This is a genomic window from Shinella sp. OV683 (assembly GCF_057787725.1).
Window position 1 is genome coordinate 409,505 of record NZ_CM173543.1, and the last position, 26,249, is coordinate 435,753.

At 60.8% G+C, this 26,249-nt stretch carries 22 protein-coding genes and 1 tRNA gene; 9 read left to right on the top strand and 14 right to left on the bottom strand.

Going from position 1 to position 26,249, the window contains the following annotated elements:
* Positions 1 to 64 precede the first annotated feature (64 nt).
* Positions 65 to 538 (top strand): MarR family winged helix-turn-helix transcriptional regulator, encoded by a 474-nt coding sequence (locus ACXHRN_RS02000; protein WP_488639685.1) that lies wholly within the window; start codon positions 65 to 67, stop codon positions 536 to 538.
* Positions 539 to 554: 16 nt separating this feature from the next.
* On the opposite strand, the gene ACXHRN_RS02005 is transcribed toward ACXHRN_RS02000, so the two are convergent.
* Positions 555 to 1,595 carry a DUF2793 domain-containing protein gene (locus ACXHRN_RS02005; RefSeq protein ID WP_488639686.1) on the bottom strand — a complete coding sequence of 347 codons (1,041 nt, stop codon included), beginning with the start codon at positions 1,593 to 1,595 and terminating at the stop codon, positions 555 to 557.
* 339 nt (positions 1,596 to 1,934) lie between these two features.
* Complete coding sequence (gene sciP / locus ACXHRN_RS02010) at positions 1,935 to 2,210, bottom strand: CtrA inhibitor SciP (RefSeq protein ID WP_201657174.1); 276 nt, start codon at positions 2,208 to 2,210, stop codon at positions 1,935 to 1,937.
* Between the two features lie 247 nt (positions 2,211 to 2,457).
* On the opposite strand from sciP, the gene mnmA reads away from it, so the two are divergent.
* The 3 genes from mnmA (at position 2,458) to ACXHRN_RS02025 (ending at position 4,324) form a co-directional block, all read left to right on the top strand.
* Complete coding sequence (gene mnmA, locus ACXHRN_RS02015; protein WP_488639687.1) at positions 2,458 to 3,654, top strand: tRNA 2-thiouridine(34) synthase MnmA; 1,197 nt, start codon at positions 2,458 to 2,460, stop codon at positions 3,652 to 3,654.
* A 161-nt stretch (positions 3,655 to 3,815) separates the two neighbouring features.
* Positions 3,816 to 3,892, top strand: a tRNA-Met gene (locus tag ACXHRN_RS02020).
* A gap of 225 nt (positions 3,893 to 4,117) precedes the next feature.
* Positions 4,118 to 4,324 (top strand): hypothetical protein, encoded by a 207-nt coding sequence (locus ACXHRN_RS02025; RefSeq protein WP_488639688.1) that lies wholly within the window; start codon positions 4,118 to 4,120, stop codon positions 4,322 to 4,324.
* A gap of 57 nt (positions 4,325 to 4,381) precedes the next feature.
* Here ACXHRN_RS02025 and ACXHRN_RS02030 read toward each other — a convergent pair whose 3' ends face one another.
* Positions 4,382 to 4,819 (bottom strand): hypothetical protein, encoded by a 438-nt coding sequence (locus ACXHRN_RS02030; protein ID WP_488639689.1) that lies wholly within the window; start codon positions 4,817 to 4,819, stop codon positions 4,382 to 4,384.
* A 576-nt stretch (positions 4,820 to 5,395) separates the two neighbouring features.
* Between ACXHRN_RS02030 and ACXHRN_RS02035 the strand changes: the two genes are divergently transcribed.
* Entirely contained in the window at positions 5,396 to 7,582 is a 2,187-nt protein-coding gene (locus tag ACXHRN_RS02035; protein ID WP_488639690.1) for a beta strand repeat-containing protein, read from the top strand.
* 9 nt (positions 7,583 to 7,591) lie between these two features.
* On the opposite strand, the gene ACXHRN_RS02040 is transcribed toward ACXHRN_RS02035, so the two are convergent.
* The 9 genes from ACXHRN_RS02040 to ACXHRN_RS02080 all read right to left on the bottom strand — a co-directional run bounded on the left by ACXHRN_RS02040 (position 7,592) and on the right by ACXHRN_RS02080 (position 20,187).
* Positions 7,592 to 9,124: a trimethylamine methyltransferase family protein gene (locus ACXHRN_RS02040; RefSeq protein ID WP_488639691.1), complete on the bottom strand. Its 1,533-nt coding sequence runs from the start codon at positions 9,122 to 9,124 to the stop codon at positions 7,592 to 7,594.
* Positions 9,125 to 9,321: 197 nt separating this feature from the next.
* Positions 9,322 to 10,878, bottom strand: a complete 1,557-nt coding sequence (locus tag ACXHRN_RS02045) for an ABC transporter substrate-binding protein (protein WP_488639692.1) — start codon at positions 10,876 to 10,878, stop codon at positions 9,322 to 9,324.
* A 44-nt stretch (positions 10,879 to 10,922) separates the two neighbouring features.
* Entirely contained in the window at positions 10,923 to 11,930 is a 1,008-nt protein-coding gene (locus tag ACXHRN_RS02050; protein ID WP_488639693.1) for an oligopeptide/dipeptide ABC transporter ATP-binding protein, read from the bottom strand.
* The gene (locus ACXHRN_RS02055; RefSeq protein ID WP_488639694.1) at positions 11,927 to 12,889 is read right to left on the bottom strand and encodes an ABC transporter ATP-binding protein; all 963 of its coding nucleotides are present in this window, start codon (positions 12,887 to 12,889) and stop codon (positions 11,927 to 11,929) included. Before ACXHRN_RS02055 ends, ACXHRN_RS02050 begins: the two co-directional genes overlap by 4 nt.
* Positions 12,886 to 13,788 (bottom strand): ABC transporter permease, encoded by a 903-nt coding sequence (locus ACXHRN_RS02060; protein WP_488641798.1) that lies wholly within the window; start codon positions 13,786 to 13,788, stop codon positions 12,886 to 12,888. Before ACXHRN_RS02060 ends, ACXHRN_RS02055 begins: the two co-directional genes overlap by 4 nt.
* 7 nt (positions 13,789 to 13,795) lie before the next feature.
* Positions 13,796 to 14,740 carry an ABC transporter permease gene (locus ACXHRN_RS02065; RefSeq protein ID WP_488639695.1) on the bottom strand — a complete coding sequence of 315 codons (945 nt, stop codon included), beginning with the start codon at positions 14,738 to 14,740 and terminating at the stop codon, positions 13,796 to 13,798.
* Positions 14,741 to 14,795: 55 nt separating this feature from the next.
* Positions 14,796 to 16,814, bottom strand: coding sequence for a CocE/NonD family hydrolase (locus ACXHRN_RS02070; RefSeq protein ID WP_488639696.1), 2,019 nt, complete (start codon positions 16,812 to 16,814; stop codon positions 14,796 to 14,798).
* On the bottom strand, positions 16,811 to 18,076 hold the full coding sequence (locus ACXHRN_RS02075) for an MFS transporter (RefSeq protein WP_488639697.1): 1,266 nt from the start codon (positions 18,074 to 18,076) through the stop codon (positions 16,811 to 16,813). Before ACXHRN_RS02075 ends, ACXHRN_RS02070 begins: the two co-directional genes overlap by 4 nt.
* A gap of 8 nt (positions 18,077 to 18,084) precedes the next feature.
* Positions 18,085 to 20,187, bottom strand: coding sequence for an oxidoreductase (locus ACXHRN_RS02080; protein ID WP_488639698.1), 2,103 nt, complete (start codon positions 20,185 to 20,187; stop codon positions 18,085 to 18,087).
* Positions 20,188 to 20,451: 264 nt separating this feature from the next.
* Between ACXHRN_RS02080 and ACXHRN_RS02085 the strand changes: the two genes are divergently transcribed.
* From ACXHRN_RS02085 to ACXHRN_RS02100, 4 genes are all read left to right on the top strand, one after another.
* On the top strand, positions 20,452 to 21,075 hold the full coding sequence (locus tag ACXHRN_RS02085) for a TetR/AcrR family transcriptional regulator (protein WP_488639699.1): 624 nt from the start codon (positions 20,452 to 20,454) through the stop codon (positions 21,073 to 21,075).
* Between the two features lie 289 nt (positions 21,076 to 21,364).
* Positions 21,365 to 22,525 (top strand): CaiB/BaiF CoA transferase family protein, encoded by a 1,161-nt coding sequence (locus ACXHRN_RS02090; RefSeq protein WP_488639700.1) that lies wholly within the window; start codon positions 21,365 to 21,367, stop codon positions 22,523 to 22,525.
* On the top strand, positions 22,522 to 23,649 hold the full coding sequence (locus ACXHRN_RS02095) for an extracellular solute-binding protein (protein ID WP_488639701.1): 1,128 nt from the start codon (positions 22,522 to 22,524) through the stop codon (positions 23,647 to 23,649). Before ACXHRN_RS02090 ends, ACXHRN_RS02095 begins: the two co-directional genes overlap by 4 nt.
* Before the next feature lie 138 nt (positions 23,650 to 23,787).
* A complete protein-coding gene (locus ACXHRN_RS02100; RefSeq protein WP_488639702.1) occupies positions 23,788 to 24,822 on the top strand; it encodes a methyltransferase in 1,035 nt (344 codons plus the stop codon).
* Here ACXHRN_RS02100 and ACXHRN_RS02105 read toward each other — a convergent pair.
* Together ACXHRN_RS02105 and ACXHRN_RS02110 are read right to left on the bottom strand one after the other, a co-directional pair.
* Positions 24,819 to 25,346, bottom strand: coding sequence for a MaoC family dehydratase (locus tag ACXHRN_RS02105; RefSeq protein WP_488639703.1), 528 nt, complete (start codon positions 25,344 to 25,346; stop codon positions 24,819 to 24,821). The genes ACXHRN_RS02100 and ACXHRN_RS02105 overlap by 4 nt on opposite strands.
* A gap of 10 nt (positions 25,347 to 25,356) precedes the next feature.
* Positions 25,357 to 26,202, bottom strand: coding sequence for an amidohydrolase family protein (locus ACXHRN_RS02110; RefSeq protein ID WP_488639704.1), 846 nt, complete (start codon positions 26,200 to 26,202; stop codon positions 25,357 to 25,359).
* Between the last annotated feature and the right edge of the window lie 47 nt (positions 26,203 to 26,249).

The window sequence follows — 26,249 nt, forward strand, 5'->3', positions numbered from 1 at the left end:
AGCGCTTGCGATTATCTCGCGCGCGATTTATATTCCTGGGTAGCCCACGCCAGCAGGGAGACAGATGAATATGGTTGCGATGACCGGTGCCGAAAGGTCCGATGATGGTTTGGATCTGGAGCAGTTTCTGTGTTTCTCGATCTATACCGTCAGCCATGCCTTCAACCAGTTCTACAGGCCGCTGCTCGAGGAGATTGGCCTGACCTATCCGCAATATCTTTGCATGGTCAGGCTATGGTCGTGTGACGATCTGACCGTCAAGGAGCTTGGAAAAGCGCTGTTTCTGGAGTCTAACACACTGACGCCGCTGCTGCAGCGGATCGAGGGGCTCGGCCTTATCTCAAGGACACGCGATCCGCAGGACGAGCGCCAGGTCAGGGTGAAGCTGACCGAAGCAGGGCGCGCCCTGCGTGCCCGCGCGGCCGCTGTGCCGGCCTGCGTGACCGACACACTCGACATGCCCAAGGCCCGGATCGAGGCGCTGCAAAAGGAAATCGATGACGTGCGCGATCGATTGCTGGCAGCTGCCCGGAAGTGACCGACCTCGTCTTCTCCTACATCAGCGCCATGACGATCTCGGTCTTGCCATAGCCGAACTGGAATTCGGCAGTGCCGGTGTGGGAGAGTGCGATCCAGTCTCCGGCGGTGAGATAGGCGAGAGCGGTGGCCGACTGGCTGTAGCTCTGAGATCCCGTATCGCTGTCGCGGATGGTCAGGATCGATGCCGAACCGTTCTGCACCGCACTGACCGAATAGCTTGCCGCGGCCGCCGACGAGACGTTGACCGTCACGAGATAAAAGCCCGTCACCGGCACGACCAACCGGTTGCCGGAGCCTGAAGGCACGGCGGCACCCAGCGAGAAATTGCCCTGATTGAGTGAGAGCGTGTTGAATCCTGTGAGTGTACCCGAGGTGGGTGTCATCGCGGTTTCGCCATAGGTCGCGCGGACCAATGGCCGGTTGGGAAACAGCACCGCGCCGTTGCCGAGTGCCTGCAGCGCCGATTTCCATGTCGAGCCGTCGGCAGAGACCTTTATTTCGAAATTATCGGTGCCGGCGAGTCCCATTTCGGCACGGCCGGACCAGTTCGTCTGGAAAAGCAGCGAGCCGGTATCGCCTGCCGTGGCCTTGTTGAGCTTCATCTGGTGCCCATGGCCCTCATTATTGAAGAGGCTGGCGGGGGAGGAAACACTGAGTCGGTTGGTGGAATCGGCTGACGCATTGACTCCCAGAAGAGAGAAAGATTCCTCGCTGGCAGCGGTCAGGTTTTGCCACGATGCATCGTTCCAGATCTTCTGGCGGCTGGCATCGACGAACCAGGCGATCCAGCCCTGACGCGGGGAAATGAAGATCCAGGCGCCATCCTGGTAGAAGGCGATCTTCTGCGCCTTGCCCGTCCAGGCGCTGGTAGGCGAGGCGAGCACAGCGTAGCATTCACCCTCGTTGGGCGAGGCGGGGGGTGCGGTCAGAGCTGCCTGAATGACGAGCTGGACGGTGGCGTCGAGACGCTGTAGCGCCTCGTTGTGGGTGATGTGCTTCTGGGCCTGCGAGGAGAGGATGTAGGGCAGTTGGAGATTGGTGGTCTGTTCGGGCATCGGATGTTCCTCAAATGAACCGGTTGACGATGGGTTCGATTATGAGGGCATGCGGGAGGGCGGGGATATTGATGGGTAATGGTTTGAAATATATTGGCGATTTCGATTGTGACGACCCCTCATCCGGCGCCGGGCGCCACCTTCTCCCCAAGGGGAGAAGATCAATTCGCTGCACCACATCGACTCTATCTGGCGAAGTGCTCTCGTTCCCTCTTCTCCCCCTGGGGAGAAGGTGGCGCGTCGCGCCGGATGAGGGGGGCTTCCCGGCGAAGAGGGACATGTGAACCAAACGAAAAAAGGCCGCAAAGGCGGCCCTGTATGGTCTGCATTAGAACTAAGCTAGTGGCGGTATTGCTGGATGCGCGTGGTGCGCAGGCCGGCAAGGCCATGATCGGAAATGGAGCTTTGCCAGGACAGGAATTCTTCCACGGTCAGCGTGTAGCGATCGCAGGCTTCCTCGAGGCTCAACAAGCCACCGCGAACGGCCGCAACGACTTCCGCCTTCCTTCTGATCACCCAGCGCCGCGTATTGGCAGGGGGTAAATCAGCGATAGTAAGTGGACTGCCATCAGGGCCGATGACATATTTAACTCTTGGACGAATTGCTTCGGTCATTTGGACTCTCTACACAAACAAAGACCATATCCAGCGACGATAGTCCGTCACATTTAAAAATTGACTAAGCCTTCCGGAAAAAATTTATCAAAACCCTAGGCAAATCAGTCGAGTGCCGTAATTTGCTCACGAAAAGGGTGCAATTCCCGGCTTGCTGCGCGGGAAATTAGTTCCTATATCGGCACTGAAATTCGTGTTAGCCTCGCAGCGCAGCCCAGTTTTGAGTATCCAACAGAAGCAAAAGACCGTGAACAGCCTCGATTTCGACAAGCGTCCTGAAGACACCCGCGTGGTCGTCGCCATGTCCGGTGGCGTCGATTCTTCCGTCGTGGCCGGCCTTCTGAAACGCCAGGGTTACGAAGTCATCGGCATCACACTGCAGCTTTACGATCATGGCGCCGCCACGCATCGCGCCGGTTCCTGCTGCGCGGGCCAGGACATTGATGACGCGCGGCGGGTCTGTGAAACGCTGGGTATTCCTCACTACGTGCTGGACTACGAGCGCCGCTTCCTGGATGCGGTGATCAATCCGTTCATGGAAAGTTACGTTGCCGGCGAAACGCCGATCCCCTGCGTCTCGTGCAACCAGACCGTCAAGTTCGCCGATCTGCTGGTGACCGCCAAGGAACTCGGCGCCGATGCGCTGGCCACCGGCCATTATATCCGCTCGCGTCCGAACCCGTCGCCGGAGCATCCCGAACGCCGGGCGCTTTATCGCCCCGTCGATGCCGAACGCGACCAGAGCTATTTCCTGTTTGCCTCGACGCAGGACCAGATCGACTATCTGCGCTTTCCGCTTGGCGACATGCCAAAGGCGGAAGTGCGGGCGCTGGCTGCCGAAATGGGTCTCGTGGTTGCCGCAAAGCCCGACAGCCAGGACATCTGTTTCGTGCCGCAGGGCAAGTATTCCGATGTTATCAACAAGCTTCGGCCGGATGCAGCGATGTCGGGCGACATCGTCCATCTCGACGGCCGCGTGCTCGGCCAGCACGAGGGCATCCTGCATTATACGATCGGCCAGCGCCGCGGTATCGGTGTCGCCACCGGCGAGCCGCTCTATGTCGTGCATCTCGATGCGCGCAGCAAGCGGGTGATCGTCGGGCCGAAGGAAGCGCTGGACACGCGCCGCATCTATCTGCGCGACGTCAACTGGATCGGCGACGAAGCCCTGCTCGGCACGCCGGAGAGCGGTTTTGATTGTTTCGCCAAGGTGCGTTCGACACGGCCGCCGAAGCCGGCGAAATTCTTTGTCGGTCCCGAGGGCATGTATATCGAGCTTGAAGAGGGCGAACCCGGCGTCGCACCCGGCCAGGCCTGCGCGCTCTATTCTGCGCCGGGCGAGGATGCACGCGTCTATGGCGGCGGTTTCATCTCGCGTTCGGAGAAGGATTCATCTGCCGAACTGTTGCTCAAGCGGCTGCTGACCATGCACGAAGCAGCCTGAAAATTCTGAACGGATCGCCGATTTCACGCGATCCGGATTTTTGCTGTGCGTGCGTTTCTTTTTGCCCGATATCGCTTGACAGGATGTCAGACCCGCCTTTATAAGCCGCGCACACGACAGGGTAACCCGGCTGATCTGGCCGGAAAAACCCGTGTGGGTATGGCGGGATAGCTCAGTTGGTTAGAGCGTGGGACTCATAACCCCAAGGTCGGCAGTTCAACTCTGCCTCCCGCTACCATCAAAACAGCCGACAACTCTGGTCGGGCTACGGCTGACAGCCATCCCTTGATTTCATATTGATCGGCCTTCCAGAGACTGAACAACCTTCTTGGAAATGACGCCTAGAGCAGTTCACCGCTGCCGACGGCGGCTGGGATAGCCATCTGGCTCGCGAAATATTCCTAGTCCATCGTGTCGAAGGTGTGACGCCAAAATCCTATTGGGTTGACGGTGGCGAGAGGCATTGGCGAACACATGTCATCGCTACAGCCCAGACGGAAGCGCAGCGATCGCGCTTCGCAGTAAGTTCTTCAAGATCGGCGTGGATGCCGATCAATTGATCGAGGACGAGACCCGTCGACTGATGAAAGCCTTCAAGGTGAAGATTCGCACCGAGGCCCTGACCAAGATCCATGCCGCGCTTCCACATATCTTCGGGAGGCCGACGTGATCGGATCTCGGCGGCCTATGTGTAACGTTCTGACCGTCCCAACGCCAAATTCATCAATCACTCTCTGACGAAGAACGCACGCAGTCGCGCAAAAACGCTGTTCTTCGGATTAAGCACTTCCCGAACGCGACGGGCAGCGTCGGCGCCGCTCACTGTGTTTCCGAATTCGCAATAGCATACAATCCGGTGCAGTTGCCCATCGCTGACTTCAAAGAATTGTCTTGCTTCATCGTAGGTATCGTTTCCCATGCCTTCGGCTTGCAAGATGGAATCTCTGAACGCCACCGAAATAGGCGTCCCGTTTGCGCGCATGCTGGCGCGTATCGCAGCGGGTTGATGCTCTGTTTCATGAAGAGTTGACAGGCTATGATGCGCGACCTGCTCTAGAAGTTCGGCCCAACGCTCAAGGCGTTCATTGCGCGAGAGAAGCGGACGCGAAAGATCTATCTCGGTCGCGCCGATCGACTGCAATTGCTCCAATGTGTGGTGTTTCACTTTAGCCTCCATTCACAGATGCTTGCTCGACAACGCAACGTGGTACCCGCAAACTGGGCTTCCTTCGTGCGCTGAAAACAAAACACGGGAGCGCATTATCTGTTCCCTAGCCTACCGAAGAATTGTTTGCGGTCACTAGTGGTCCACGTCTCCGGCGCGAGCTGCCGTGCACCCCTACCACCATTGGGGGTGGTTTCTTTGCGCTTTTTGCAAACAATTCTCAGCCCTCGTTTACGGTGGGCTTTCGCATTTCTCATGCATAGGGAAAATGGATGCACGCTGTATCGGGAACTTGAGGATGCCAGATCTAACGCGACATCGATCAAGCTCAAAATCGAGGATCTGGAAGACAGATTTGATCCCCATTCGATCTCTGTTTGTTCATGCTGTCGGCTGCAATGACCAGTATGCACTCCCGCTACCATTCCCAGGTCACACACCTCCCTACATTTCCTGCTCGTCGTCGATGATACCGTTTTGCGCCGTGCCATCGCTGGACTCTCCGTTTGGCGTTGTCTGACATATGATCGCGGATCGAACGAACTCGGTGTCCCTTAGCGTTGAAGGAGTGCCTGCATGCCATTGACGATCATTACTTCCCTTGTGGGTCCCGGAGCCCAGTTTCTCGAGGACGACGGTATTGCAGGCAACGCCACTGGCCAGATTCGCTGGGCGGGCACGACAACCTCTCCATTCGTCTATCCCGCCGATTCGCTGGCAATTCAAAGCGCCGCCGGGCAGTCGTTCGTCATCAACTTGCTCGACTCCCTGACGACAGCGACTTTCACGATCGGAAGCCTGACGAACACGGCGATCACTCCGGATGCCCTGACGCTCCGGAACATCGAATCCACCGCCGCAATGACAATGGTTGCAACCAAGAAGATCAGTGAAGGCGGCAGCGATGCTGCCGCTGAGGTGACGGCCGCGAGCCTGGTGTTGAGCGCTGGTACCGGCATCGGCCAGTCCAACGCAATCGAGACCCAGGTTTCCACTCTTGAAGCGGAAACCACGACGGGCGGCATCAACATCGTCAATCTCGGCAACGTTAACGTCGGCGGGCTGACCGCCGACGTTTCGGGGTTATCCGTCGGTACATCCGGCAGCATCAATCTCACTGCCTTCGGGTCCATAGGGCTGACGGACACCGATGGTTTGGCTTCGATCCAGAGCGGCAGCAGCAGTGGCAATGTCGTGCTCAAGGCTCAGGGTGCGGGGGCATCGATTTTCAGTTCGGTCAATCATGATGCGATCACTGCTGCCGGCGGCAACATCACCATGAGTACCGGCGGCAATGTCACTTTCGGTACAGGTGGCAACGATTTCGATAACGATGTGAGAGCCAAGGGAAGCATTGAAATTACCGCAGGTGGCTATTTCTATATTGACGGCTTCACAGATATCGCCTCCGACGATTTTGCAGCCAATACCGGCAAGGGCATCAAGATCAACGCCGCCGCCGGTATCTACATCCTTGATAATTTGGGCTCGGATGCCAGCCTTTCGGCGGGCGGCACGGCTGGTGCCGATGTCGTCCTCAAGGCCGGGGCGAACAGCACTTTTTCGCTGCAGGGGGTGGGCACCACTGCGATATTCTCCAACTCCGGCGATGTGACCGCCAGTGCGGATTACATGAGCATCGCCACCGATTCCGGGATCACTGCGCTCAACGGCACAGTGACGCTCAGGCCGACTACATCAGGCCGACGGATCGACATCGGCACTGCCAGCGACTCCGCCGTAGCGCTCGGATTGTCGGATGCCGAACTGGATCGCATATTCTCGCCCCAACTCTTCATCGGTGGCGCGAACACCGGGAAGGTTACGTTTTCCAGCAGCATAACGCCGCTCAACGTCACCGATCTCACCGTCCAGGCCGGCAGCGACATCATGGTCAATGCGGGGGTTGCGGTGCTGACCACGGGGAAGCTGGTGTTGCGGGCCGCCGATGACATCCTGTTGCTGGCTGGATCGTTCGTTCAGGGAAGCAACGGTGTTCTCGGCTTTGTCGATAACTCCGACGAAGATTCTGTTGGCGGCAGGGCGTCTGTGGATGCCGCTTTCGCCGGGACAGTCCATTTCATCGGCAACAAGGACAGGGATACGCTGTTTGGCGGTTCGGTCGGTGACATCCTTGACGGGCGAGGCGATGGCGACACGATGACCGGGCGCAACGGCGACGATGTCTATTATGTCGATACGGCCAGCGACAAGGTCATCGAAGCTGCCAGCGAAGGTGAGGATACCGTCCGCAGCTCGGTCAGCCGGACGCTGGGAGCCAATCTCGAACGGCTCGAGCTGCAGGGCAACGGCAATCTTGACGGAAAAGGCAATGCGCTAGCCAACACGTTTGTCGGCAATTCGGGAAACAATGAGCTCGAGGGCATGGCAGGCGCCGACGAGCTCAACGGCGGCCGAGGCAACGATAAACTTACAGGCGGCGGCGCTGCGGATAGTTTCGTGTTCAACTCGAAACTCGATGCCAATACCAACGTCGACAAAATCACTGACTTCTCGATCCCCAATGACACGATCGAGCTGGAGAGCAGCATCTTCAAGCATCTCGGCGGTACCGGCACGCTGTCCGCGGCCGTCTTCCACAAGGGTGCGAGTGCTGCCGATGGTACAGACCACATCATCTATAACGCCGCCAATGGCTGGATCAGCTATGATCCAGACGGCAAGAACGGCGATGCGGCAATCCATTTCGCGACGGTCGATGCAGGGCTGAACCTGACGAGAAACGACTTCGTCGTGATCTGAGCACTCTTGTCAGCCCATCGTGCGGCTGATCTCCTCCTTGCGGCGGGCCACGAAGGCTTCGAGTTCCTCGTCGATGGCGGGATCGAGCGGCGGCTGCTCGTAGGTGCGCAGCAGCTCTTTCCAGATCAGGTTGGCGCGCTCGGTACCAGTCCTGGCGCCACTTTCCGACCAGTTCTCGAAGTTGCGCCAGTCCGACAGCATCGGCTCGTAAAACGCGTTCTCGAAGCGGGCCAGCGTGTGGCTGGTGCCGAAGAAATGCCCGCCGGGGCCGACCTCGCCGATCGTCTCGATCGCCATGCTCGCCTCGTCCACCGCGATCGGATCGAGGAAACTGCGCATCATCTGCAGCATTTCGGCGTCGAGGATCAGCTTCTCGAACGAGGCCGTCAGCCCGCCCTCGAGCCAGCCGGCAGCGTGTTCGATAAGATTGACGCCGCCCATGATCGTGCCCCAGAGCGACATGCCACCCTCATAGGCCGCCTGCACGTCGACGGCGTTGGAGGCTGTGACATTGGAGGACCGGAACGGCAGATGATAGCGCCGCGCCAGCTGGCCCGAGGCGAGCTGCGCCTTGGCATATTCCGGCGTGCCGAAGGCGGGCGACCCGGTGCGCATATCGACATTCGAGGTGAAACCACCATAGAGCACCGGGGCGCCGGGATTGACGATCTGGGCAAGAGCGATCAGCGCCAGGGCCTCGGCGTTCTGTTGGGTCAGCGCACCGGCAATGGTGATCGGACTCATGGCGCCCGACAGCGTGAATGGCGTCAGCGCGATCGGCTGGCCGGCGCGCGACATGGCGCAGAGGCCTTCGCCCATGGGGATGTCGAGCCTGAGCGGCGAATTGGAATTGATGATGGTCAGTGTCGCCGGGTTCTTCTTCAATTCCTCGCGTGACTGGCCGAGGGTAATCGACAGCATGTCGATGGCATCCTCGACGCGGTAGCCGCCCAGTGCCCAGCATTGCCAGTTCTTGTCGGTCAGCCGGATGGCGGCGTGGTAGAAATCGAGATGGCGGCTGTCGGGCGGTAGGTCGGTCGGTTCGCAGGGGCACCCGCCCTCCTGATGGATGACATTGAGGCTGTGGATGACGCGGATATAGTCGCACATGTCAGCATAGTTGCCGGCGCGGCGGCCGCGATCGAGATCGCTGACAAAGGCTGGGCCACCAGTCGCGGCAAAGATCATGCTGCCATCGCCGACCGTGAGATTTTTGGCGGGATTGCGAGCCTGCAATGTGAAGCTCGAGGGTGCCGTCCTGATCTTCTCCTCGATGAAAGCCGGATCGAAGCGCACGCGCTGGGTCGATTCATCGACATCGGCCCCGGCTGCCTTGAACAGGTGGCGGCTTTCGGTGTGCATGATTTCCATGCCGGTGTCGCGCAGCAGTTTCAGCGAAGCATGATGGATCGCCTCGATCTCGTCGGCGCTGACCACCTGGATCGGCGGGTAGCGGTTCACGGCCTTGCCGAATGGCATCTGCCGGACACTTGCGCCTTCCGCGAGACGGCGTTCGCGGCGGTTTGTCGAACTGCGGGCCATGTGTGAGTTCCTTATTGTTCGTTATGCCGGGAAAATTCCCCTCCCAAACCCTCCCCACAAGGGGGAGGGCTTAACGTGTTGAACCCTCCGCATAAGAAGTTACGCCTCACTTCGGGGAGCATGGCTTTGAGCACCGGTGGTGCCGCGCCTTAAGCCCTCCCCCTTGTGGGGAGGGTGGGGAGGGGTCTTGTTTTTCCCTAAGCCTTCACAAACCGCGTCATGTCGAGATAGCCATCGGCCAGAATGCAGGGCTTCAATCCCTCGCGGGCGACGGCGGCGAAAGTCTCGTGGGTGATGAACACGAAGCCGCCGGATTCCTCCATCAGGTCCTGCATCTTTCGGTAAATGATACCGCGCTTTTCCTGATCGGTCTCGGCCATGCCTTCCTGGTAGAGCTTTTCGAATTCGGGGCTGTCGAACTGCGCCCAGTTGTAGACGCCGATCTGCGACGGGCGGAACCAGGTGAGGTTTTCCGAGGGGTCGACGCCGCCGGCGAAATTCATCAGCACCAGTTCGAGCGTCTTCCAGCTCTCGCCGGAACTCTTGTCGCCCAGAGTCCAGTAGACGCCGTCGTCGTAGTTCTTGATGTCGACGGTGATGCCGACCGCGCCGAGCAACGCCTGGATGATCTGGCAGGTGAGCTGGCTGGTCTTGTCGTTCTGGGCGGCCAACTCAACCGTCAATCCCGACACGCCGGCTTCCTCCAGCAGCGCCTGCGCTTTGGCGGCGTCGGCGGGATAGAGGATTTTGTCGCGATGGCCGACCAGCGCCGGCGGCACGACGCCGGTGGCGGCGGAAGCCAGACCAGAATAGGAGCCCTCCATGATCTGGCTGACATCAACGGCATACTGGATGGCGCGGCGGACCTTTTCATCGGCGAATTTCGGATTCTTCACATTGATCGCCAGCCACGCGAAGCGGTTGCCGTCCATCTGGATCAGCGAGGTCTTTTCCGGCAGCTTGGTCTTGTAGGTGGCGAGCGTGTTAAGGCTGATCTTGGCATAGTCGATCGCCTTGGATTCGTAGGCGAGAGCAGCGGCCTCGTCGTCGGTGACGATCTGGAACTGCACCTTGGCGAAAGCCGGCGCCTCGCCCTTCCAATTGGGATTGAGCGCCAGCGACAGGCTCTGCTTCGGAACCCACTTCTCGATGACATAGGGGCCGGCGCTGGCGGGAACCTCAGTGGTGAACTTGCCGCCGGCGGCCTCGACTGCTTTCTTGCAGACGATGTGGCCCATGTAATAGGGCAGGGTGGTCACCCAGAACGGTGCGGACGGTGCCTTGAGATGAATGATGCCGGTCTTTTCGCCGGTGACCTCGACCTTGTCCATGGCGTCGAAGGCATAGGCCCAGGCCGACGCGTTCTTGGGATCGGCGACGCGCTCGAACGAGTATTTGACATCCTCGGCGGTCACCGGGCCGAAGTCACCGGTCCAGACCAACCAATCCTGCAGCTTGAATTCGATCTCGGTGGGTGATTTCTGCGTGAGTTCGCTGGCGGCATAGGGCTTCCAGGCCACGCCCTCGCGGACATCGTTGAGCCGGTTAAGCGAGACGAACAGGCAGCGGCCGATTTCTTCTTCCAGCAAGCCGTTCTGGAAGGCCGGGTCGAGCACTTCGATGTCGGAGGCGCCGCGGATGACGAGCGTATCACCTTCGACCGCATAGGAAAGGCCGGGGCGCATGGCGAGCGCGGTGGCGCCTGCGGCGGCACCAAGCAGGAAATGTCTTCTGTTGATCGAAATCGCGTTCATGATGATTTTCCCTCTGGTTTTTGGTTTGGTCTTCTCTTGTCTTGTTATGTCGATATGAGGCGGAGATGGCGGGCGTCGGCTGCTGGCGGCGTGGCCAGCGGAAAGTGGCATGAGACCTGGTGTGCTTCAGCTGAAAGCGCCGGCGCCTCCGTCCGACAGCGCTGCTGGGCAAAACGACAGCGCGTATGAAACTCGCATCCGCTCGGGCGCGCTGTGATGCTCGGCACCTCGCCAATGACCGGCGGCTCGGTACGGCGGCGGGCGGGATCGGGGATCGGCTCGGAATCGAGTAGCGCGCGCGTATAGGGGTGGCGCGGTGCGCAGAAGATTTCGGCCGTCGGGCCGCTTTCGACCACCCGGCCGAGATAGAGAATGACGATGCGGTCGGCGATGTGGCGGGCAATCGACAGATTGTGGGTGATCAGCAGGAAGGCGGTGCGATGCTCCTCGCGGATGTCGAGGAAGAGGTTGAGCACGCCGCCCTGCACCGAGACGTCGAGGCCGGCAGTCGGTTCGTCGGCGACGATCAGCTTCGGCACCACCGACAGCGCGCGTGCCACGGCGGCGCGGCGGGCTTGGCCGCCCGAGAGCGCGTGCGGGAAGCGGTTGAGGAACTGCCGGCCGAGACCGGCCTTGGCTGCGAGTTCGGCGATATCATCCATGCGGGTCGAACCGGCGCCGGTGATGCTGCGCGGTTCGGCAATCATTGCGCCGATGCGTTGGCGGGGATTGAACGAGGTTAGCGGATCCTGGAACAGCAACGCCGCCTGCCGCCGCACGGCGCGAAAACTGCGGTTGGAAAGATCGGGCAGCGCGGCGCCATCGAGCACGATCTCGCCAGCTGAAGGTTTGATAAGGCCGAGAAGGGCGCGGCCGAAGGTCGTCTTGCCCGAGCCGCTTTCGCCGACCATGCAGACGATCTCGCCGGGGTGAATGGCGACGGAGACATCGACGAGGATGCTGAGCGGCTTTACGCGCGAGAACGGCAGTATCGCCGCCGGCACAGCAACCGAAAGCCTGTTTGCTTCGATCAGGGCCGGCGATGAGCTCATGAGGCGCTCCTGTGGCAACGGGAATGATGGGATGGATCGGCTTGCCCTTGCACCCATGGCGGCGTGAGGCTGAGGCAGCGGTCTTCCACCTGCTGACAGCGGCTGGCGAAATCGCAGCCTGCGCCGCCCGGTCGTGGCACCTCGCCGCCGATGACCGGCAGGCGGGTGGCTCCGGGCTGGATCAGCGCCGGCTCGCAGGCAAACAGCGCCTGCGTATACGGGTGGCGCGGATCGCGGAAGATGGTTTCGACCGGACCTTCCTCGACGATGCGGCCGGCATACATGACGGCGACCCGATCGCAGATTTCGGCGATGACGCCGAGATGGTGCGAGATGATCAGGATGGCGATGCCGGCGCTGTCCTTGAGCGTCCGCATCAGATGCAGGATCTGGGCTTCCATAGTGACGTCGAGCGCCGTGGTCGGCTCGTCGGCGATCAGCAGCGAAGGCTTCATCAGTAGGGCGGCGGCAATCGCCACACGCTGCAGCATGCCGCCGGAAAACTGGAAGGGGTAGGCATCGAGCTTGCCGATCGGGTCGGGAATGCCGACTTCCCGCAAGGCGGCAACGATGCGCTGGCGTTTCTCGGCCGAGGTCTGGTGCTTGTCGCGCCAGAGCAGGTCGGTCAACTGTCGTCCGAGTGTGTGAATCGGGCTGAAGGCGGTCATCGGGTTCTGGAAGATCATTGCCGCTGCAGGACCGCGCAAGGCTGCAAGCTGGCTTTGGTCGGCAGTCAGCATTTCGTGGCCGGCCAATGTGAAGCAATCACCGGAGACACTGGCGACACGCGGCAGCAGACCGAGCACGGCATGGGCCAATGTCGACTTGCCGGAGCCGCTTTCGCCGATGATGCCGACGACCTCGCCGGGATTGATGACGAGATCGACGTCGGCGACAGCGCGGATCAGGCCACCATAGGTGACCGACAGATTGCGCATCTCCAGCACCGGCTCACTCATGGCTTGCGCTCCGGGTTGAGCTTGGGGTCGAGGGCATCGCGCATCGCCTCGCCGAAGAAGGTGAAGCCGATGGTCGCAAGGATCAGTGGCGCACCGCCCGCGATCACTGGCACGGCGCTGTTGCGGATCACGGCAAAACCATCGCTGAGGATATTGCCCCAGCTGGGGATCTGCGGCTTGACGCCGAGGCCAAGGAACGACAGGCCCGCCTCCAGGGTGATGACAGTCGAGATATCGAGGCAGGCAAGGATCAGCAGTGGCCCGACGACATTCGGCAGCAGGTGCCTGAACAGGATGCGGGGCAGGCCGGCATTCATCACCTGCTCGGCCTTGATAAAGTCGCGGCTCTTCAGGCTGAGCGTCTGGGTGCGTACGAGCCGGGCATAGGACGGCACGGAATAGAGCACGATGACGAGGATGACGGTGGAGACGCCCGCGCCCAGCAGCACGACAACCGCCAGCCCCAACATGATCATCGGCAGCGAGCTGACGCTGTCGAAGAACAGGATCATGATCGCATCGAGCCAGCGTGGGCCGTAGCCTGCAATCAGGCCGAGCGGCAAGGCAATGGCAAGCGCCGTCGTCAGTGCGGTCAGTGCCACGGTCATCGCGGTGCGCGTGCCGACCACGACGCGTGAGAACAGGTCGCGGCCGAGCTGGTCGGTGCCGAGGAGATGGCTGAGCGACGGGTCTGCCAGTCGCGCCTTTACGTTGATCGCCGTTGGGCTATAGGGCGCGATATAGGGCGCGAAGAGTGCGGTAAGGATAATGACTGCGACCAGAACACAGCCTATGGCCCCGAGCGGTGTCGAGAACACCAGGCGAAAGACGTGGCCAGCGCGGGCAAGGATGCCGGGCTCCTGTGCGGTCTTGGTCGTCGTCGGAGTAGTTGAGATCATCGCCACGTCAGAGGGTACTCCTGACACGCGGATCTAGCCATGCGGTGACTGCATCGGCGAGGATCATGCAGGTGACATAGAGGAAAGATGTGACCAATACCGTGCCCATGACCAGGGGATAGTTGCGCGACATCACGGCATCGTAGGTCATCTTGCCGAGGCCCGGCCGGGTGAAGACGATCTCTGCGAATACCGAACCGGTCAGCAGCCCGCCAAAGCCGATGGCGATGACCGCCAAGATGGCCAGCAGCGCCTGCTTCAACGCATAGCGATAGACGATCCGGCTTTCACCGACGCCATAGGATCGGAGCGTGCGGATGTAGTCCTCGCCCATCGCCTCGATCATCGCGGCCCGGACCAGGCGGGAGACATAACCTACCCAGCCCAAGCCGACTGCAAACGAAGGCAGGATCAGCGCCCGGAACTGGGCACCAAAATCGCCGGGTTCGCCAGCGCCGATGGCCGGCAGCCAGTTGAGCCAGACGGCGAAGATCAGCAGCGAATAAAGGGCCACGACGAAAGAAGGTACGGCGACGAAGGCGATCGAGACGATGCCGATCAGCCAATCCGCCCATTTTCCGTGATGGACGACGGCAACGCAACCAAGCAAGACGCCTAGCGCCACGGCCCAGACGAAACTCGCCAGCGCCAGGGTCACCGTATAGGGCAGGACCTCCACGATCATCGTGAAGACTGGGCGGCGGCTCCAGACGTCGAGGCCCAGATCGCCGTGGCCCAGACGCAGCAGGAACATGCCGAGTTGCTCAAGGATCGGTTTGTCCAGGCCCATCATCTGCCGGAAGGCTTCGCGCATCTCCGGTGTCGAACGCGGCCCGAGCGCCACCACGGTGGGATCGCCGGGGATCAGGTGCATCATCGAAAACAGCAGGATTGCGACGATCAGCAGGATGACGGCAGCAAGCGCGGTGCGACGGATGAGGAAGGTGATCATAGCTGACCGCCTCCATTTTCGGAGCGCGTCTTGGGGTGTGTTACGGAGCGAGACATTAGATATGATCGCGATCGATCCATTCGTCTCCCTCCTTCTCGAAAGCCAGTTCACCGCGTTCGCGGACTTCAAGACGCCATTTCAGCCGGAACCGGGTGACGTCGGAGGTCAGCGTCACCAGCGACTTGGTCGTGACATCGGCGTCGGCGCTCTGGAAGCCGAGTTCCCAGCCGGTGTCGATGCGGGCCGACAGAGGATCGCCCTCGGTGATTTCCATGCGGTCGATCACTACGGCATCGGTGATGTTGGCGCGGTCGGTGAGGTGCTGGCGACCGTGGTCGCTGGTCAGCGTGATGACCTGGCGGCCGCTGGCGCCGTCGATGTAGACCTCGCGACGATGATCCTCGCCGCGCAATTCCTCCATCGGCACGGGTGGCGAGATCTCGGCGGGTTCGAAGGTGATATCCTGTTCGCCAGCCACGTGCGCCCGCACCGGCAAGGCCAGACGGCACGCGCCGCTTTCAATGCTCAACACCGGCATGCCGGGCGTGGGCCACAGCACAGGCCAATGCTGGTTGGTCAATACCAGCCGCAGGCGGTTGCCCGCAGCAAAGCGGCGACCGACATGGTTGAGTTCGACGCGGGCGCGGAAGCTTTCGCCGGGCACCAGCGGTTCTGGTTTGAGGTGGCTATTGCGATGCGTGAGGTTTAGCACGCCCCAGGTGACCAGTGTCGACGTTCCGTCCGGCCAGACCTCGCAAAGTCGGGCAACGATAAGGCCATGGGCGCTATCGCTGGTGGCCGTGATATCGACCGAGGGTGCACCCAGCATATCGAAATCGACCATCAGTGGCGGGCCGTCGAAACAGAGGCCCAGCCCGTCCTCGCGCCGCTGGTCGATCGCCATGTCGGGCACATCACTGCCGTAACCGCCGTAGCGGCCACAATCGCGGCCGGCGGTAACTGGCGAACAGAGAAGCATGGCGTTTCCGCCAACAGGCTGTGCGGCGAGACCGCCTTCGTTGAGATGCAGCACGCGCAGGTCGATATTCGGCGATGGCCACGAAGGTTCGCCGACGAAGCGACCAGGATGATCGGGATAAGACGGCTGCGGCAGATGCGGTGCGTTGATCCAGGTCGTATAGACTGGCTCATCCATGATGCCGGTATTTGTGCCTTCCAGCCAATGCCGCCACCAGCGGATGGCTTCCTGCAGATAGCCGATTGCCGGACCCGGCGCGCCGAGGAACGGATAGGCATGCGTCCACGGGCCGACGAGGCCTTTGCGTGGGCCGCTGAGTCCTTCGAGCAGGCGTGGTACGGCATTCGAATAGGTGTCGTCCCAGCCGCTGATTGCATAGACGGGAATTTTTATCCTGGAGAAATCCTCGCAGACCGAGCCGCGCTGCCAATAGGTGTCACGGCGCTGGTGGCGCATCCATGTCGAAGACCAGCAGGTCGTCGCTTCGAGTCGCTCCTGCCACATCGAGCGCCAACGCTCGCCGACGATCTGCGGGTCCGGTGGCAAGGTGCCAAGCGCCATGATGAAGGCGGACCACATGGCGTCTTCAGTCAGCAGAGCGCCGCCGAAGTAATGGACGTCATCGGCATAGCGGTCATCGGAGCAGCAGAGCGCGATAATTGCCTTCAGCGCCGGCGGCTGGCGGGCCGCGACCTGCAGCGCGTTAAAGCCGCCCCAGGAAATGCCGGTCATGCCGACTGCGCCCGTCGACCATCTCTGGCTGGCGAGCCAGGCGATGATCTCCTCGGCATCGTTGAACTCCTGCTCGGTATATTCGTCGGCGAGAATGCCTTCGGAATCACCGGAGCCGCGGATATCCACCCGGCAGCAGGCAAAGCCGTGGCCCGCGACATAGGGGTGCATCTTCATGTCGCGGAAGACGGTGCCGTCACGGCGGCGATAAGGAATGAGCTCGAGAATCGCCGGTACCGGCTTGTCCTCGGCGTCTTCCGGCAGCCAGATCGTGGCGGCCAGTCGCACGCCGTCCTTCATGGTGATGAAGACCGGATCGAGGCATTTGATGTTGCGCGGGAATGTATCGACCACCTTTGTCATGGTGTGGCCTTTCCAGTATCGCCGCCGTCGGCATCGTCATGTGGCGTCCATTCATAGACCGCCGGCGAGGTCTGCGGATAAGCGACGAATTGCTCGCGAGACTTGGCCATGGGCTGGCGATAGCGGCGCCAGAGCGCATAGGCGGCAAACAGCACCGAGAGGCCGGTCGCATACCAGAAGAAGATCGCGGTGCCGAAGGGCTCGACACCGGCGGTGACGATGGCGGGGCCGATCGTGCCGCCGAACGCCCAGATCAGCAATAGGTTGGACGACAGGGTGACGAATTCCGAGGGGTCGGCGCGGTCGTTGGCGTGGGCGACGCCCAGTGGGTAAAAAATCTCGGATATGCCGCCGAAGATCGAGAACAAGATCAGGAACAGCCAGAATGGCGTCGTCGGCCCGAGAAACAGGAGAGCGGTACAAAGGATGGCAAGCGCGACCGACAACCACAGCATCATCATGCGGCGGTCGAGTCGGTCGGAGAGATAGCCGAGCGGGAATTGCAGGAACAGTGCTCCGAGCTGGGTTGCCGCCATCAACAGCACGATATTCTGCTGCGAGAATTTCAGTTCCAGCCCGTAGAGTGGCCCGATGGAGGCAAAGGTCGAGGAGATCAGGCCGGTCATCAGGCAGGCGAGAGCGCCGATCGGCGAGATCCGGAATGTGCGGAATAGCTTGATGCCGATCGGCACATGCAGCGCCGGCTCACCAACCCAGATGGCGGTGACGGGAACCAGGGCGATGACGTAGAAGGCTGCGGCGATCATCAGCATCGGATGGCCGGCGGGGTCGATGCTGGTCGCGAGCAGCTGGCCGAGGCCATAGAACAGGCCGAGCAGCAGGACGTAGAGAGTCAATATGCGGCCACGGTTCTGGTTGGAAACCATGGCGTTCATCCAGCTCTCGATCACTACCGCCTGGCCGGCATTGGCAAAACCGACCACCGCCTGGATGATCATGAACACCGCGAGATGCGGCTGGGTGCCTAGCGACAGGATGAGCACGGCGGAGGTGGCAGAGAGCGCGGCATAGGCGCGGACTTCGCCGACCGAACGGATCAGACGAACCGAGCCGATGCAGCCAATCAGGAAGCCCGCGCCCTCCGCCCCCACCACGAGACCAACCGCATCTGCACCGTATCCGTCGGCCACCAGCCGGAGCGGCAAAAGCGTGTGGAACAGCCCCGAGCCCACGGCATGCAGCGCGCCACCCGCCAAAGGCGAAGCGATGGAAAACCGGGACATGGACGGGGCTTCGCTCATCAGCTCCCCTATTCGGCCGCGACGGCCTGGTCGAAACCAGGTTCGCAGTCGGTGATCGGCGTATCACGCAAAAACAGCTTGCGGCCTGTGCTCATCCCCATTTCGCGGGCTGCCTTATGGCCGCTGTGTACCGCGTGAGTGATGGCGCCCGGTGCCAGTGCGTCGCCGATCGTGGTGATGGACTTGATACCGGCAGCCTCGATGTCGGAAGCTCGCGCTTCGAGCGCCTCCGGCAATTCTGTTCGCGGCAGGCGAAGGCCGACGATCAGCACCGAGCGACAACTCACCTTGGTCTGCTCGCCGTTGAAGAGATGTGTCAGCGTTGCCGTCTCGCCATCAAAGGCAGTCAGCATCTGCAGCGTGGTGACCGGAACGTTGCGGCGGGCGAGCGCCTTGTGCACCAGCGGTAGTTCGTTGGTCATGATCGTCCAGGCGGAGGCCTGGCCGGCGGGCGTGACATAGGAGACGGGAATGCCTTGGGCTGCCAGATGCTCCGTGAGCACGCCGCCATAATAGTAATTGTCGAAATCGAAGACCAGCGTCGGCCCCGAGGGCAGGCGACCGGCGGCGATATCATCGGGCGTGTACACTTCCGGGTGGTTGAGTTGGCCGACCGGGATTTCCATCGAGGAATACAGCATGTTGGTCCAGCGGGCACCCGTTGCCAGCACGACGTGATCGGGCGCGAGATCGATGATCTCGTCGACGCCGAGCGTGCTCTCCAGATACATCGCGACATTGGTGAGTTCGTTGAGCCGGCCGAGGCGATAGTCGACGACGCGGTTCCAGGCTGCGAGACCGGGCAAGGTCTTTTCAAAAGTCAGCCGCCCGCCCCAGGACTTGCCGGCGTCAGCGAGTGTCACTTCGTGGCCCTGGCGCGCCGTGGTCAGCGTGCATTCGAGGCCAGCAGGTCCGCCGCCGATGATCAGCACCTTCTCGCGGGTCTTGGCCGCTTCGACGCGTTCGGGATGCCAGCCGCGGCGCCATTCTTCGCCCGCAGTCGGGTTCTGGGTGCAACGGACCGGCACGCTGTCATGCCAGCTGGAAATGCAGATGTTGCAGCCGATGCATTCGCGGATTTCCTCGGCGCGGCCTTCCTTGATCTTGTTGGGCAGGAAGGGGTCGGCGATCGAGGGCCGTGCGCCGCCGATGAGGTCGAGTACCCCTCGGCGGATCTGGCTGACCATCGTGTCCGGCGAGGTGAACCGGCCGACGCCGACGACCGGTTTGGTGGTGAGCTTCTTGACGAAATCGATCACCGGTTCGTGGCTGCCTTCGCCAGTGAACCGGGAGGCGGAACAGTCCGTCGGACTGGAATCCATCTTCACGTCGAAGAGGTCGGGGATATCCGAAAGCAGTTCGACCAATTCGTGAGCTTCAGACGGCTGGTTCTGGCCGGGGCGGCCGCGCAGTTCCTCGAGGCTGACGCGAAGCGCGACGCCGCAATCCTTGCCGACCGCGTCCTTGGTGACCTCGATCATTTCGCGGACGAAGCGGACGCGATTGGCGATTGAGCCACCATAACAGTCCGTCCGCTTGTTGTATTCCGGCAGCAGGAATTCATAGCCGAGATAGCCCATGCCGGCATAGACGTAGACAATGTCAAAGCCGGCGGTTCGGGCCTTGCGCGCGCCTTCGGCCTGCCAGCGCAACACGTCCTTGATATCGGATTTGTCCATGGTCTTGGGGCGCAGATTGCCCATGAAGCCGATATGGGTCGCCATCCACGGAATGCCCGAGGGCGACAGAGGCGGCAGGCGGCTGGCGCGGTTCATCACGGAAGCGCCGCCATGCCAGAGTTCCACGCCGGCAAGAGCGCCGTGCCGATGGACGGCCTCGGTCATCATCGCATGTGCCCGGATATCGTTCTTGTCCCACATTGTCGCAAACGGCAACGGCGCATCGTCCGAGGTGGGGTCGATGGAACAGGCACCAGTGCAGATGACGCCCCAGCCGCCCTCGGCCTTGGTCTCGCGGAAAGCGGCGCGAACCCTTGGCAACGCATTGGTCATGCCGCTGGCATGTGGCACCTGGTAAAAGCGGTTCGGCGCTGTGACCGGACCAATCCGCACAGGCTCGAACAGCACGTCGTAACGGGAATCCCGCGTCATGCTCTATCCTCAGTTCCCCGCCCGTCCTGTTTTCGACGGGTCATTGAAGGGAAGGATAGGCACGAAAAAAATTTTGCGCAAGAGAAATTATAAGATCGTATAATAACTCTTGAAACGGTAATTATTTCATGTATTTACTATGAGAATGAGGCAAGATATCAACAGCTTTGTCGCTTACCATCTGCCGGATCGGCTTTTCATATCGGCCGGGCACGCGCATGAGTGAGGCCATGGACGAGGGCTTGTGATTTGGCCAGGACCGAAGTGACAAAGACAAGAGCACGTTTCCGCCGCGAGACGCCGGAAGATCGTCGTCGGCAACTGGGCGAGGCGGCGCTGCGCTGCATCGTCAAGCATGGCAATGCGGGTGTGTCGGTGCGCCAGATCGCTGCGGAGGCGGGCGTCACCCAAGGGCTGATCACGCATCATTTCGGAGAGATCAACGAATTGGTGGCCTATGCGTTCGACATCATGTCGACAGGGTTGCTGCAGGCAATTCTCAAGGCCGTCGAGGAAGCCGAGCGGACCCCGACCGCACGTCTTGACGCTTTTATCGAGGCATCTTTCTCGCCGATCCTGTTCGACCGGGATGTGCTCGGCGTCTGGGTGGTTTTCTGGGGGTTGATCCTGCACTCGCCGCGCATGAGTACCTCCCAGCAGGGCGAGTATTCCGATTATGTCGGTACGGTCGAGGGGCTGATCCGGGACCTTTCAGAGGCGGAGAAGTTTGCGGTCGGCGATATCCGTTTGACCTCGATCGCGTTTACTGCGCTGCTCGACGGGCTTTGGCTCGCATGGTGCTTGAATCCCGCCGCCTTCAAGCCCGAAGAGGGCGTCCAGATCTGCCGCAGTTGGATCGAAGGGTTGCGACGCGGCGCCTACGCCTAGTTTTCAATTTCACATCTTCTCGTAGCGACCCTGCCTAGGCGTTTTCGTGCGCACCGGCGGGCCGCGCTGCCATGTTTCCGCTTGTGTTCTGATCATATCTGAATATATTATTCACATAAGAATTTCTGGGAGGAATGAGTGAACCCATAAATCGCGCGCAAAACGACATCTATATCGGACAATCGCAGCAATGCGGATGGCCGACCGGATCACTTAAGCGCTCAAAAACAGGTTCATTCGCCGTGCCGGAAGGTGCGGTCGAGGAAGATTTCAAGGAAAAGCACACGATATGACTGAAGACAACGAACTGCCGCTCGCCGGCCTGCTGGTCGTCGATATGAGCCAGTTTCTTTCCGGACCCTATTGTTCGCTCAGGCTGATGGATCTCGGCGCCCGCGTCATCAAGATCGAGCGGCCGGATGGCGGCGATCTTTCGCGCCGCCTTTATCTCAGCGACACCGAGATTGGCGGCGACTCCACCATCTTCCACGCCATCAACCGCGGCAAGGAAAGCCTGGCCATTGACTTGAAGAGCGAGGCAGATCTGAAGGCATTGCGCAGTCTCCTGGAACGCGCCGATGTGATGATCCAGAATTTCCGTCCTGGCGTCATCGAGCGATTGGGCCTCGACTATGAGGCGGTCAAAAAGATCAATCCGAAGCTCGTCTATGCCTCGATTTCCGGCTATGGCGAGGAGGGTCCGTGGGTCAAGCGCCCCGGCCAGGATCTGCTGGCACAATCGCGCTCCGGCCTGATGTGGCTGAATGGCGATGAGAACCAGGGGCCGGTACCATTTGGCCTCGCCGTTGGTGACATGCTGGCGGGCGCAGCTTGCTGCCAGGGTATTCTGGCCGCACTCGTCAAGCGCGGCATCAAGGGCACCGGCAGCCATATCGAAACCAGCCTGCTCGAGGCGCTGGTCGACTTCCAGTTCGAGGTGCTGACGACCTATCTCAACGATGGCCGCCGCCTGCCAAAGCGTTCGGATTTCCGTAGTGCGCATGCCTATCTCTCTGCGCCCTACGGCGTTTATCCTGCCAAGGACGGCTATCTCGCCATCGCCATGACACCGCTCGGCAAGATCCAGGCGCTGCTCAGTATCGAGGAACTCGCCACCTATAGCGACAACCCCTCGAGCTGGTTTACTTCACGCGACGAAATCAAGAAGCTGATCGCCGCAAAGATTGAAACCAGCACGATCGACCACTGGCTCTCGGTTCTGGAACCTGCCGACATCTGGTGCGCCAAGGTGCTGAACTGGGAAGAGCTGATGGAGCATGACGGCTTCAAGACGCTCGATATGCTGCAAAAGGTAGAGCGCGATGACAATGTCTCTATCCTCACGACCTGCTCGCCGCTAAGGGTCAACGGCGTTCGTCCGCACGGCGATCGCGCAGCGCCTCGCATCGGCGAGCACTCGGACAGGATCAAGGCGGAGTTCGGACTATGAGCGTGAAATTGAAGGGCATGACCTGGAGCCATCCGCGCGGCTATGACCCGATGGTGGCGTGCTCTGCACTCTACAAGCAGAAGACCGGCGTCGAGATCGAATGGGACAAGCGCTCGCTGCAGGATTTCGAATCCTTCCCGGTCGAGGAACTGGCGCGCCAGTACGACCTCATCGTCATCGACCATCCGCATGTCGGCCAGATTACCAAGGAAGGCTGCCTTGCGCCGCTCGATATCGATGGCCGTGACGCGGAATTCGAAGCGCTTGCCGCCGGCAGCGTCGGCGAGTCCTTTTCGAGCTACAATTGGCAGGGGCGCCAATGGGCGTTCCCGATCGATGCTGCAACGCAGGTGCAGGCTTTTCGCGAAGATCTGGTCGATCCGGCCGAAAGCTGGGACGAGGTGATCGAACTTGCCGAACAGGGCGCCGTGGCCCTGGCGCTTCGCCCGCCGCATTCGTTGATGACCTTCTATACGCTCTGTGCCAACCTGATGGCGCCATGTGCGTCCGGCGGTGACAAGCTGGTCGACGCGGAGATTGGCGCCGAGGTCTTCGACATGATCGCCGAGCTGGCGGCACTCGTCGAGCCAGCCTGCTTCGATATGGACCCGATCGCGGTATTCGAGCGCATGGCCGACGAAGGCAGCGTGATTGCGTGCTCGCCGTTCATCTACGGCTACGTGAACTATGCGATGGACGGTTTCCGCAAGAACGTGCTGACCTTTGCAGACATTCCCGAAGCTGGCATTATCGGCCCGGCGGGCTCGGCCTTGGGCGGCACAGGTATCGCGGTTTCAGCCTTCTCCAAGGCGACCGACGCGGCGGTGGATTTCGCCTACTGGATCGCAAGCGCCGATATCCAGAAGGGGCTCTATGCCTCTTCCGGCGGACAGCCGGGCCATGCTGCCGCCTGGGAGGATGAGACGGTCAACGAGGCCACCGGCGATTTCTACGCTAATACAAGAGCCACGCTGGAAGCCGCCTGGGTGCGTCCGCGGCATGAAGGCTACATGACGTTCCAGAATGCGGCATCAGATCGGATCAATGCGGGGCTGAAAGCGAAAGAGAGCGGTGCCGTCGTTATCGCCGACCTCAATCGGATGTTCCGCGAAAGCCTTGGCTGATCATCGTGATTTAAAGCAAGAGGTGCGCCGGCCGTTCCCGGTGCGAGAGGCGCGGGGCTTTCGAAGCCAACTGTTTGTGCTATTCTTCGCCGCATTTCCATAGAGCAGTTCATTTTCCTCTGTTGCGAGGGCAGTCTCATGGTTGTAGGGGGCGACGGGCGCGAGAGCTATCGCGAGATGGCTTTTCTCGTGCGAGCAAATCAGATTTCGAAGATGATCGAGGTGGCTGCTTCGCTCGGGCTGGCGGACAGCATCGATGAAGAGCCGCGACCTATCGAGGAACTTGCCCGCCTTTGTGTCGCGCATCAGGGAGCGCTGCTCCGTCTTTGCCGTGGTCTTGCCGCCTTCGGAATCTTTTCCGTCGATGCGCAAGGCCTTGTCGGCCATACCGCCAAATCAAGGCTACTTCGGACCGACACGTCGCCAACGGCACATTATGCCTCACGATATTGGGGACTGCCAAGCAGTTGGCTCGCCTGGAGCGGATTGGAATATTCGATCAGAACGGGCAAGCCCGCCTTCGAGGAAAAGCTTGGTGCACCGCTTTTCGACTATCTGCGTGCCAATCCTGCAGACGGCGAGATTTTCGACAAATTCATGCAGAACAGCCCGGACGACCGCCATAATGCGGTGGCGGAGGCCTACGATTTCGCATCCGCGCATCTCGTCGTGGATGTCGGCGGTGGCAATGGCGCGTTGCTTGCCGCGATCCTGGCCAAAAATCCATCCGTTCGCGGAGTACTCTTCGACCAGCCAAATGTCGTCGTGGGTGCCGAAACTGTCCTCAGCGATGTCACCGACCGTTGCGCGATCGATGCCGGCAGCTTCTTCGACTGGGTTACGGAGGGCGGCGATATCTATACGCTCTCGCAGATCCTGCACGACTGGGACGACGCGCATTGCCTACAGATCCTGCGAAACATTCGCGGCGCGATGCATCCAAATTCGCGCCTGCTGATAATCGAGCGGGTGCTGACCGACGATCCGGATGCATCCCTCGCGCTGAATTTCCTCTCGGACATCCAGATGCTCGTCCTCTTTCCCGGTGCTAAGGAACGAACGACCGCGGAATATGGCGCCCTGCTGGCGGAAGCTGGATTCGGGGAGCCAAGCCCGATCATGACGCGTTCTCCCTTTTATATTATCGAGGCAAAGCCTGCCACCCGATCTTAGTTTTTCGGCTTGCCGTCGCGATACTTCACCGTCTGGATATGCTCGCAATACAGCACCAGTTCGCCTTCGCCCTTGTAGACCTCGTAGGATGAGCGGATCAGGCCCAGTTCGTCATATTTCGGCTGCTTGGAGAGATTGGTGCGGATCGTGTAGATCGTGTCGCCGATGAAGGTCGGCTTGATGAAGCGCAGCTTGTCGTAGCCATAGGAGAAGGCGTTGATGCAATTGGTTGCCACCAGGCCAAGGCCGGCGGAGAAGACGAAGGCGCCGGCGACCAGGCGACGCCCGAACAGGCCTTCGGTTTCGGCGAAAATCTGGTCGCTGACATAGGGGTGCATGTCGAGCACCAGCGCGTTGAACTGCTGGGATTCGCCTTCGCTGATGGTGCGGCGGAGCGAGCGGATCTTGTGGCCGACCTCGAAATCCTCGTAGAACCAGTTTTCCGAATTCCAGACGGGGATTTCGGCGTGGTCGGCGGGCATGGTCTTGGGATGCGTCGATGAGACGCCGACAGTTGCGGTCATGGCATAGGTCCTAGGCGAGTTTCAAATTCCAGAGTTTTATGGCGTTGCGGCTGAGAAGCGCTGACTTCTCGTCGGCACTGCAACCTTCCAGCAGCGTATGCGTGGCACCTACCCAGGTCGAGAGCGTGCCGGCGAGCGTGCAGACGGGCCAGTCGCTGCCCCAGATCATGCGGTCGAAGCCGAAGCTCGAAATGGTGTGCTCGGCATAGGGGCGGATCGTGTCCACTGTCCAGGCGCCGGTATCCGTATAGGCGACGATGCCAGAAAGCTTGCCGACGATGTTGGGTCGCTTGGCGATCTCGGTCATGTTCGCCCGCCACGGATCGAGAGCGCCGCCCTTGATGTCCGGCACGCCGCAATGGTCGAGCACGAATTGCACGTCTGGTGCGAGATCAACAAGCTTGGCGACGATCGGCAACTGGTGCGGCAGGGCGCAGAGGTCAAAGGTCAGGCCGGTGCCGGAAAGACGCTTGATGTTCTCGCGGAAGAGTGCCGAAGTCGAGAGTTCGTCCGGCGATTGATGCAGGATGCGGCGCAGGCCGCGAATGATCTTCTTGTCGGCAATCCGCTCGAGATAGGCGGCGAAGCCATCTTCTTCCGGACGGCAGGCGGCAATGGCGCCCACCAGCAGGCTGTCTTCGCGTGCAGCAACGGCGGTAACGTAGTCGGTTTCCTTCTCGATATCGGCAGCGGCGACGTCGACTTCCATGTGCAGGGTGGCGGTAATGCCGAGGCGTCGGGCCTCGCGCGCATAGTCCTCATAGGAGGCGTTGCGATTGAGCGGACCGGCATTGGCGAGCCATGGATAGTTCAGCGCCGCCTGGTCCACGATATGCAGATGTGTATCGACAATCATCCCATTCCTCCCGGATCGTTCTGGCAATGGAAGCCGCCTCCCTCCCA

Excerpts from the sequence above, each read along its gene's own strand:
- ACXHRN_RS02000 (WP_488639685.1), top strand. The coding sequence starts at position 65 with ATGAATATGGTTGCGATGACCGGTGCCGAAAGGTCCGATGATGGTTTG.
- ACXHRN_RS02005 (WP_488639686.1), bottom strand. The coding sequence starts at position 1,595 with ATGCCCGAACAGACCACCAATCTCCAACTGCCCTACATCCTCTCCTCG.
- sciP (WP_201657174.1), bottom strand. The coding sequence starts at position 2,210 with ATGACCGAAGCAATTCGTCCAAGAGTTAAATATGTCATCGGCCCTGAT.
- ACXHRN_RS02035 (WP_488639690.1), top strand. The coding sequence starts at position 5,396 with ATGCCATTGACGATCATTACTTCCCTTGTGGGTCCCGGAGCCCAGTTT.
- ACXHRN_RS02040 (WP_488639691.1), bottom strand. The coding sequence starts at position 9,124 with ATGGCCCGCAGTTCGACAAACCGCCGCGAACGCCGTCTCGCGGAAGGC.
- ACXHRN_RS02045 (WP_488639692.1), bottom strand. The coding sequence starts at position 10,878 with ATGAACGCGATTTCGATCAACAGAAGACATTTCCTGCTTGGTGCCGCC.
- ACXHRN_RS02050 (WP_488639693.1), bottom strand. The coding sequence starts at position 11,930 with ATGAGCTCATCGCCGGCCCTGATCGAAGCAAACAGGCTTTCGGTTGCT.
- ACXHRN_RS02055 (WP_488639694.1), bottom strand. The coding sequence starts at position 12,889 with ATGAGTGAGCCGGTGCTGGAGATGCGCAATCTGTCGGTCACCTATGGT.
- ACXHRN_RS02060 (WP_488641798.1), bottom strand. The coding sequence starts at position 13,788 with ATGATCTCAACTACTCCGACGACGACCAAGACCGCACAGGAGCCCGGC.
- ACXHRN_RS02065 (WP_488639695.1), bottom strand. The coding sequence starts at position 14,740 with ATGATCACCTTCCTCATCCGTCGCACCGCGCTTGCTGCCGTCATCCTG.
- ACXHRN_RS02070 (WP_488639696.1), bottom strand. The coding sequence starts at position 16,814 with ATGACAAAGGTGGTCGATACATTCCCGCGCAACATCAAATGCCTCGAT.
- ACXHRN_RS02075 (WP_488639697.1), bottom strand. The coding sequence starts at position 18,076 with ATGAGCGAAGCCCCGTCCATGTCCCGGTTTTCCATCGCTTCGCCTTTG.
- ACXHRN_RS02080 (WP_488639698.1), bottom strand. The coding sequence starts at position 20,187 with ATGACGCGGGATTCCCGTTACGACGTGCTGTTCGAGCCTGTGCGGATT.
- ACXHRN_RS02090 (WP_488639700.1), top strand. The coding sequence starts at position 21,365 with ATGACTGAAGACAACGAACTGCCGCTCGCCGGCCTGCTGGTCGTCGAT.
- ACXHRN_RS02095 (WP_488639701.1), top strand. The coding sequence starts at position 22,522 with ATGAGCGTGAAATTGAAGGGCATGACCTGGAGCCATCCGCGCGGCTAT.
- ACXHRN_RS02100 (WP_488639702.1), top strand. The coding sequence starts at position 23,788 with ATGGTTGTAGGGGGCGACGGGCGCGAGAGCTATCGCGAGATGGCTTTT.
- ACXHRN_RS02105 (WP_488639703.1), bottom strand. The coding sequence starts at position 25,346 with ATGACCGCAACTGTCGGCGTCTCATCGACGCATCCCAAGACCATGCCC.
- ACXHRN_RS02110 (WP_488639704.1), bottom strand. The coding sequence starts at position 26,202 with ATGATTGTCGATACACATCTGCATATCGTGGACCAGGCGGCGCTGAAC.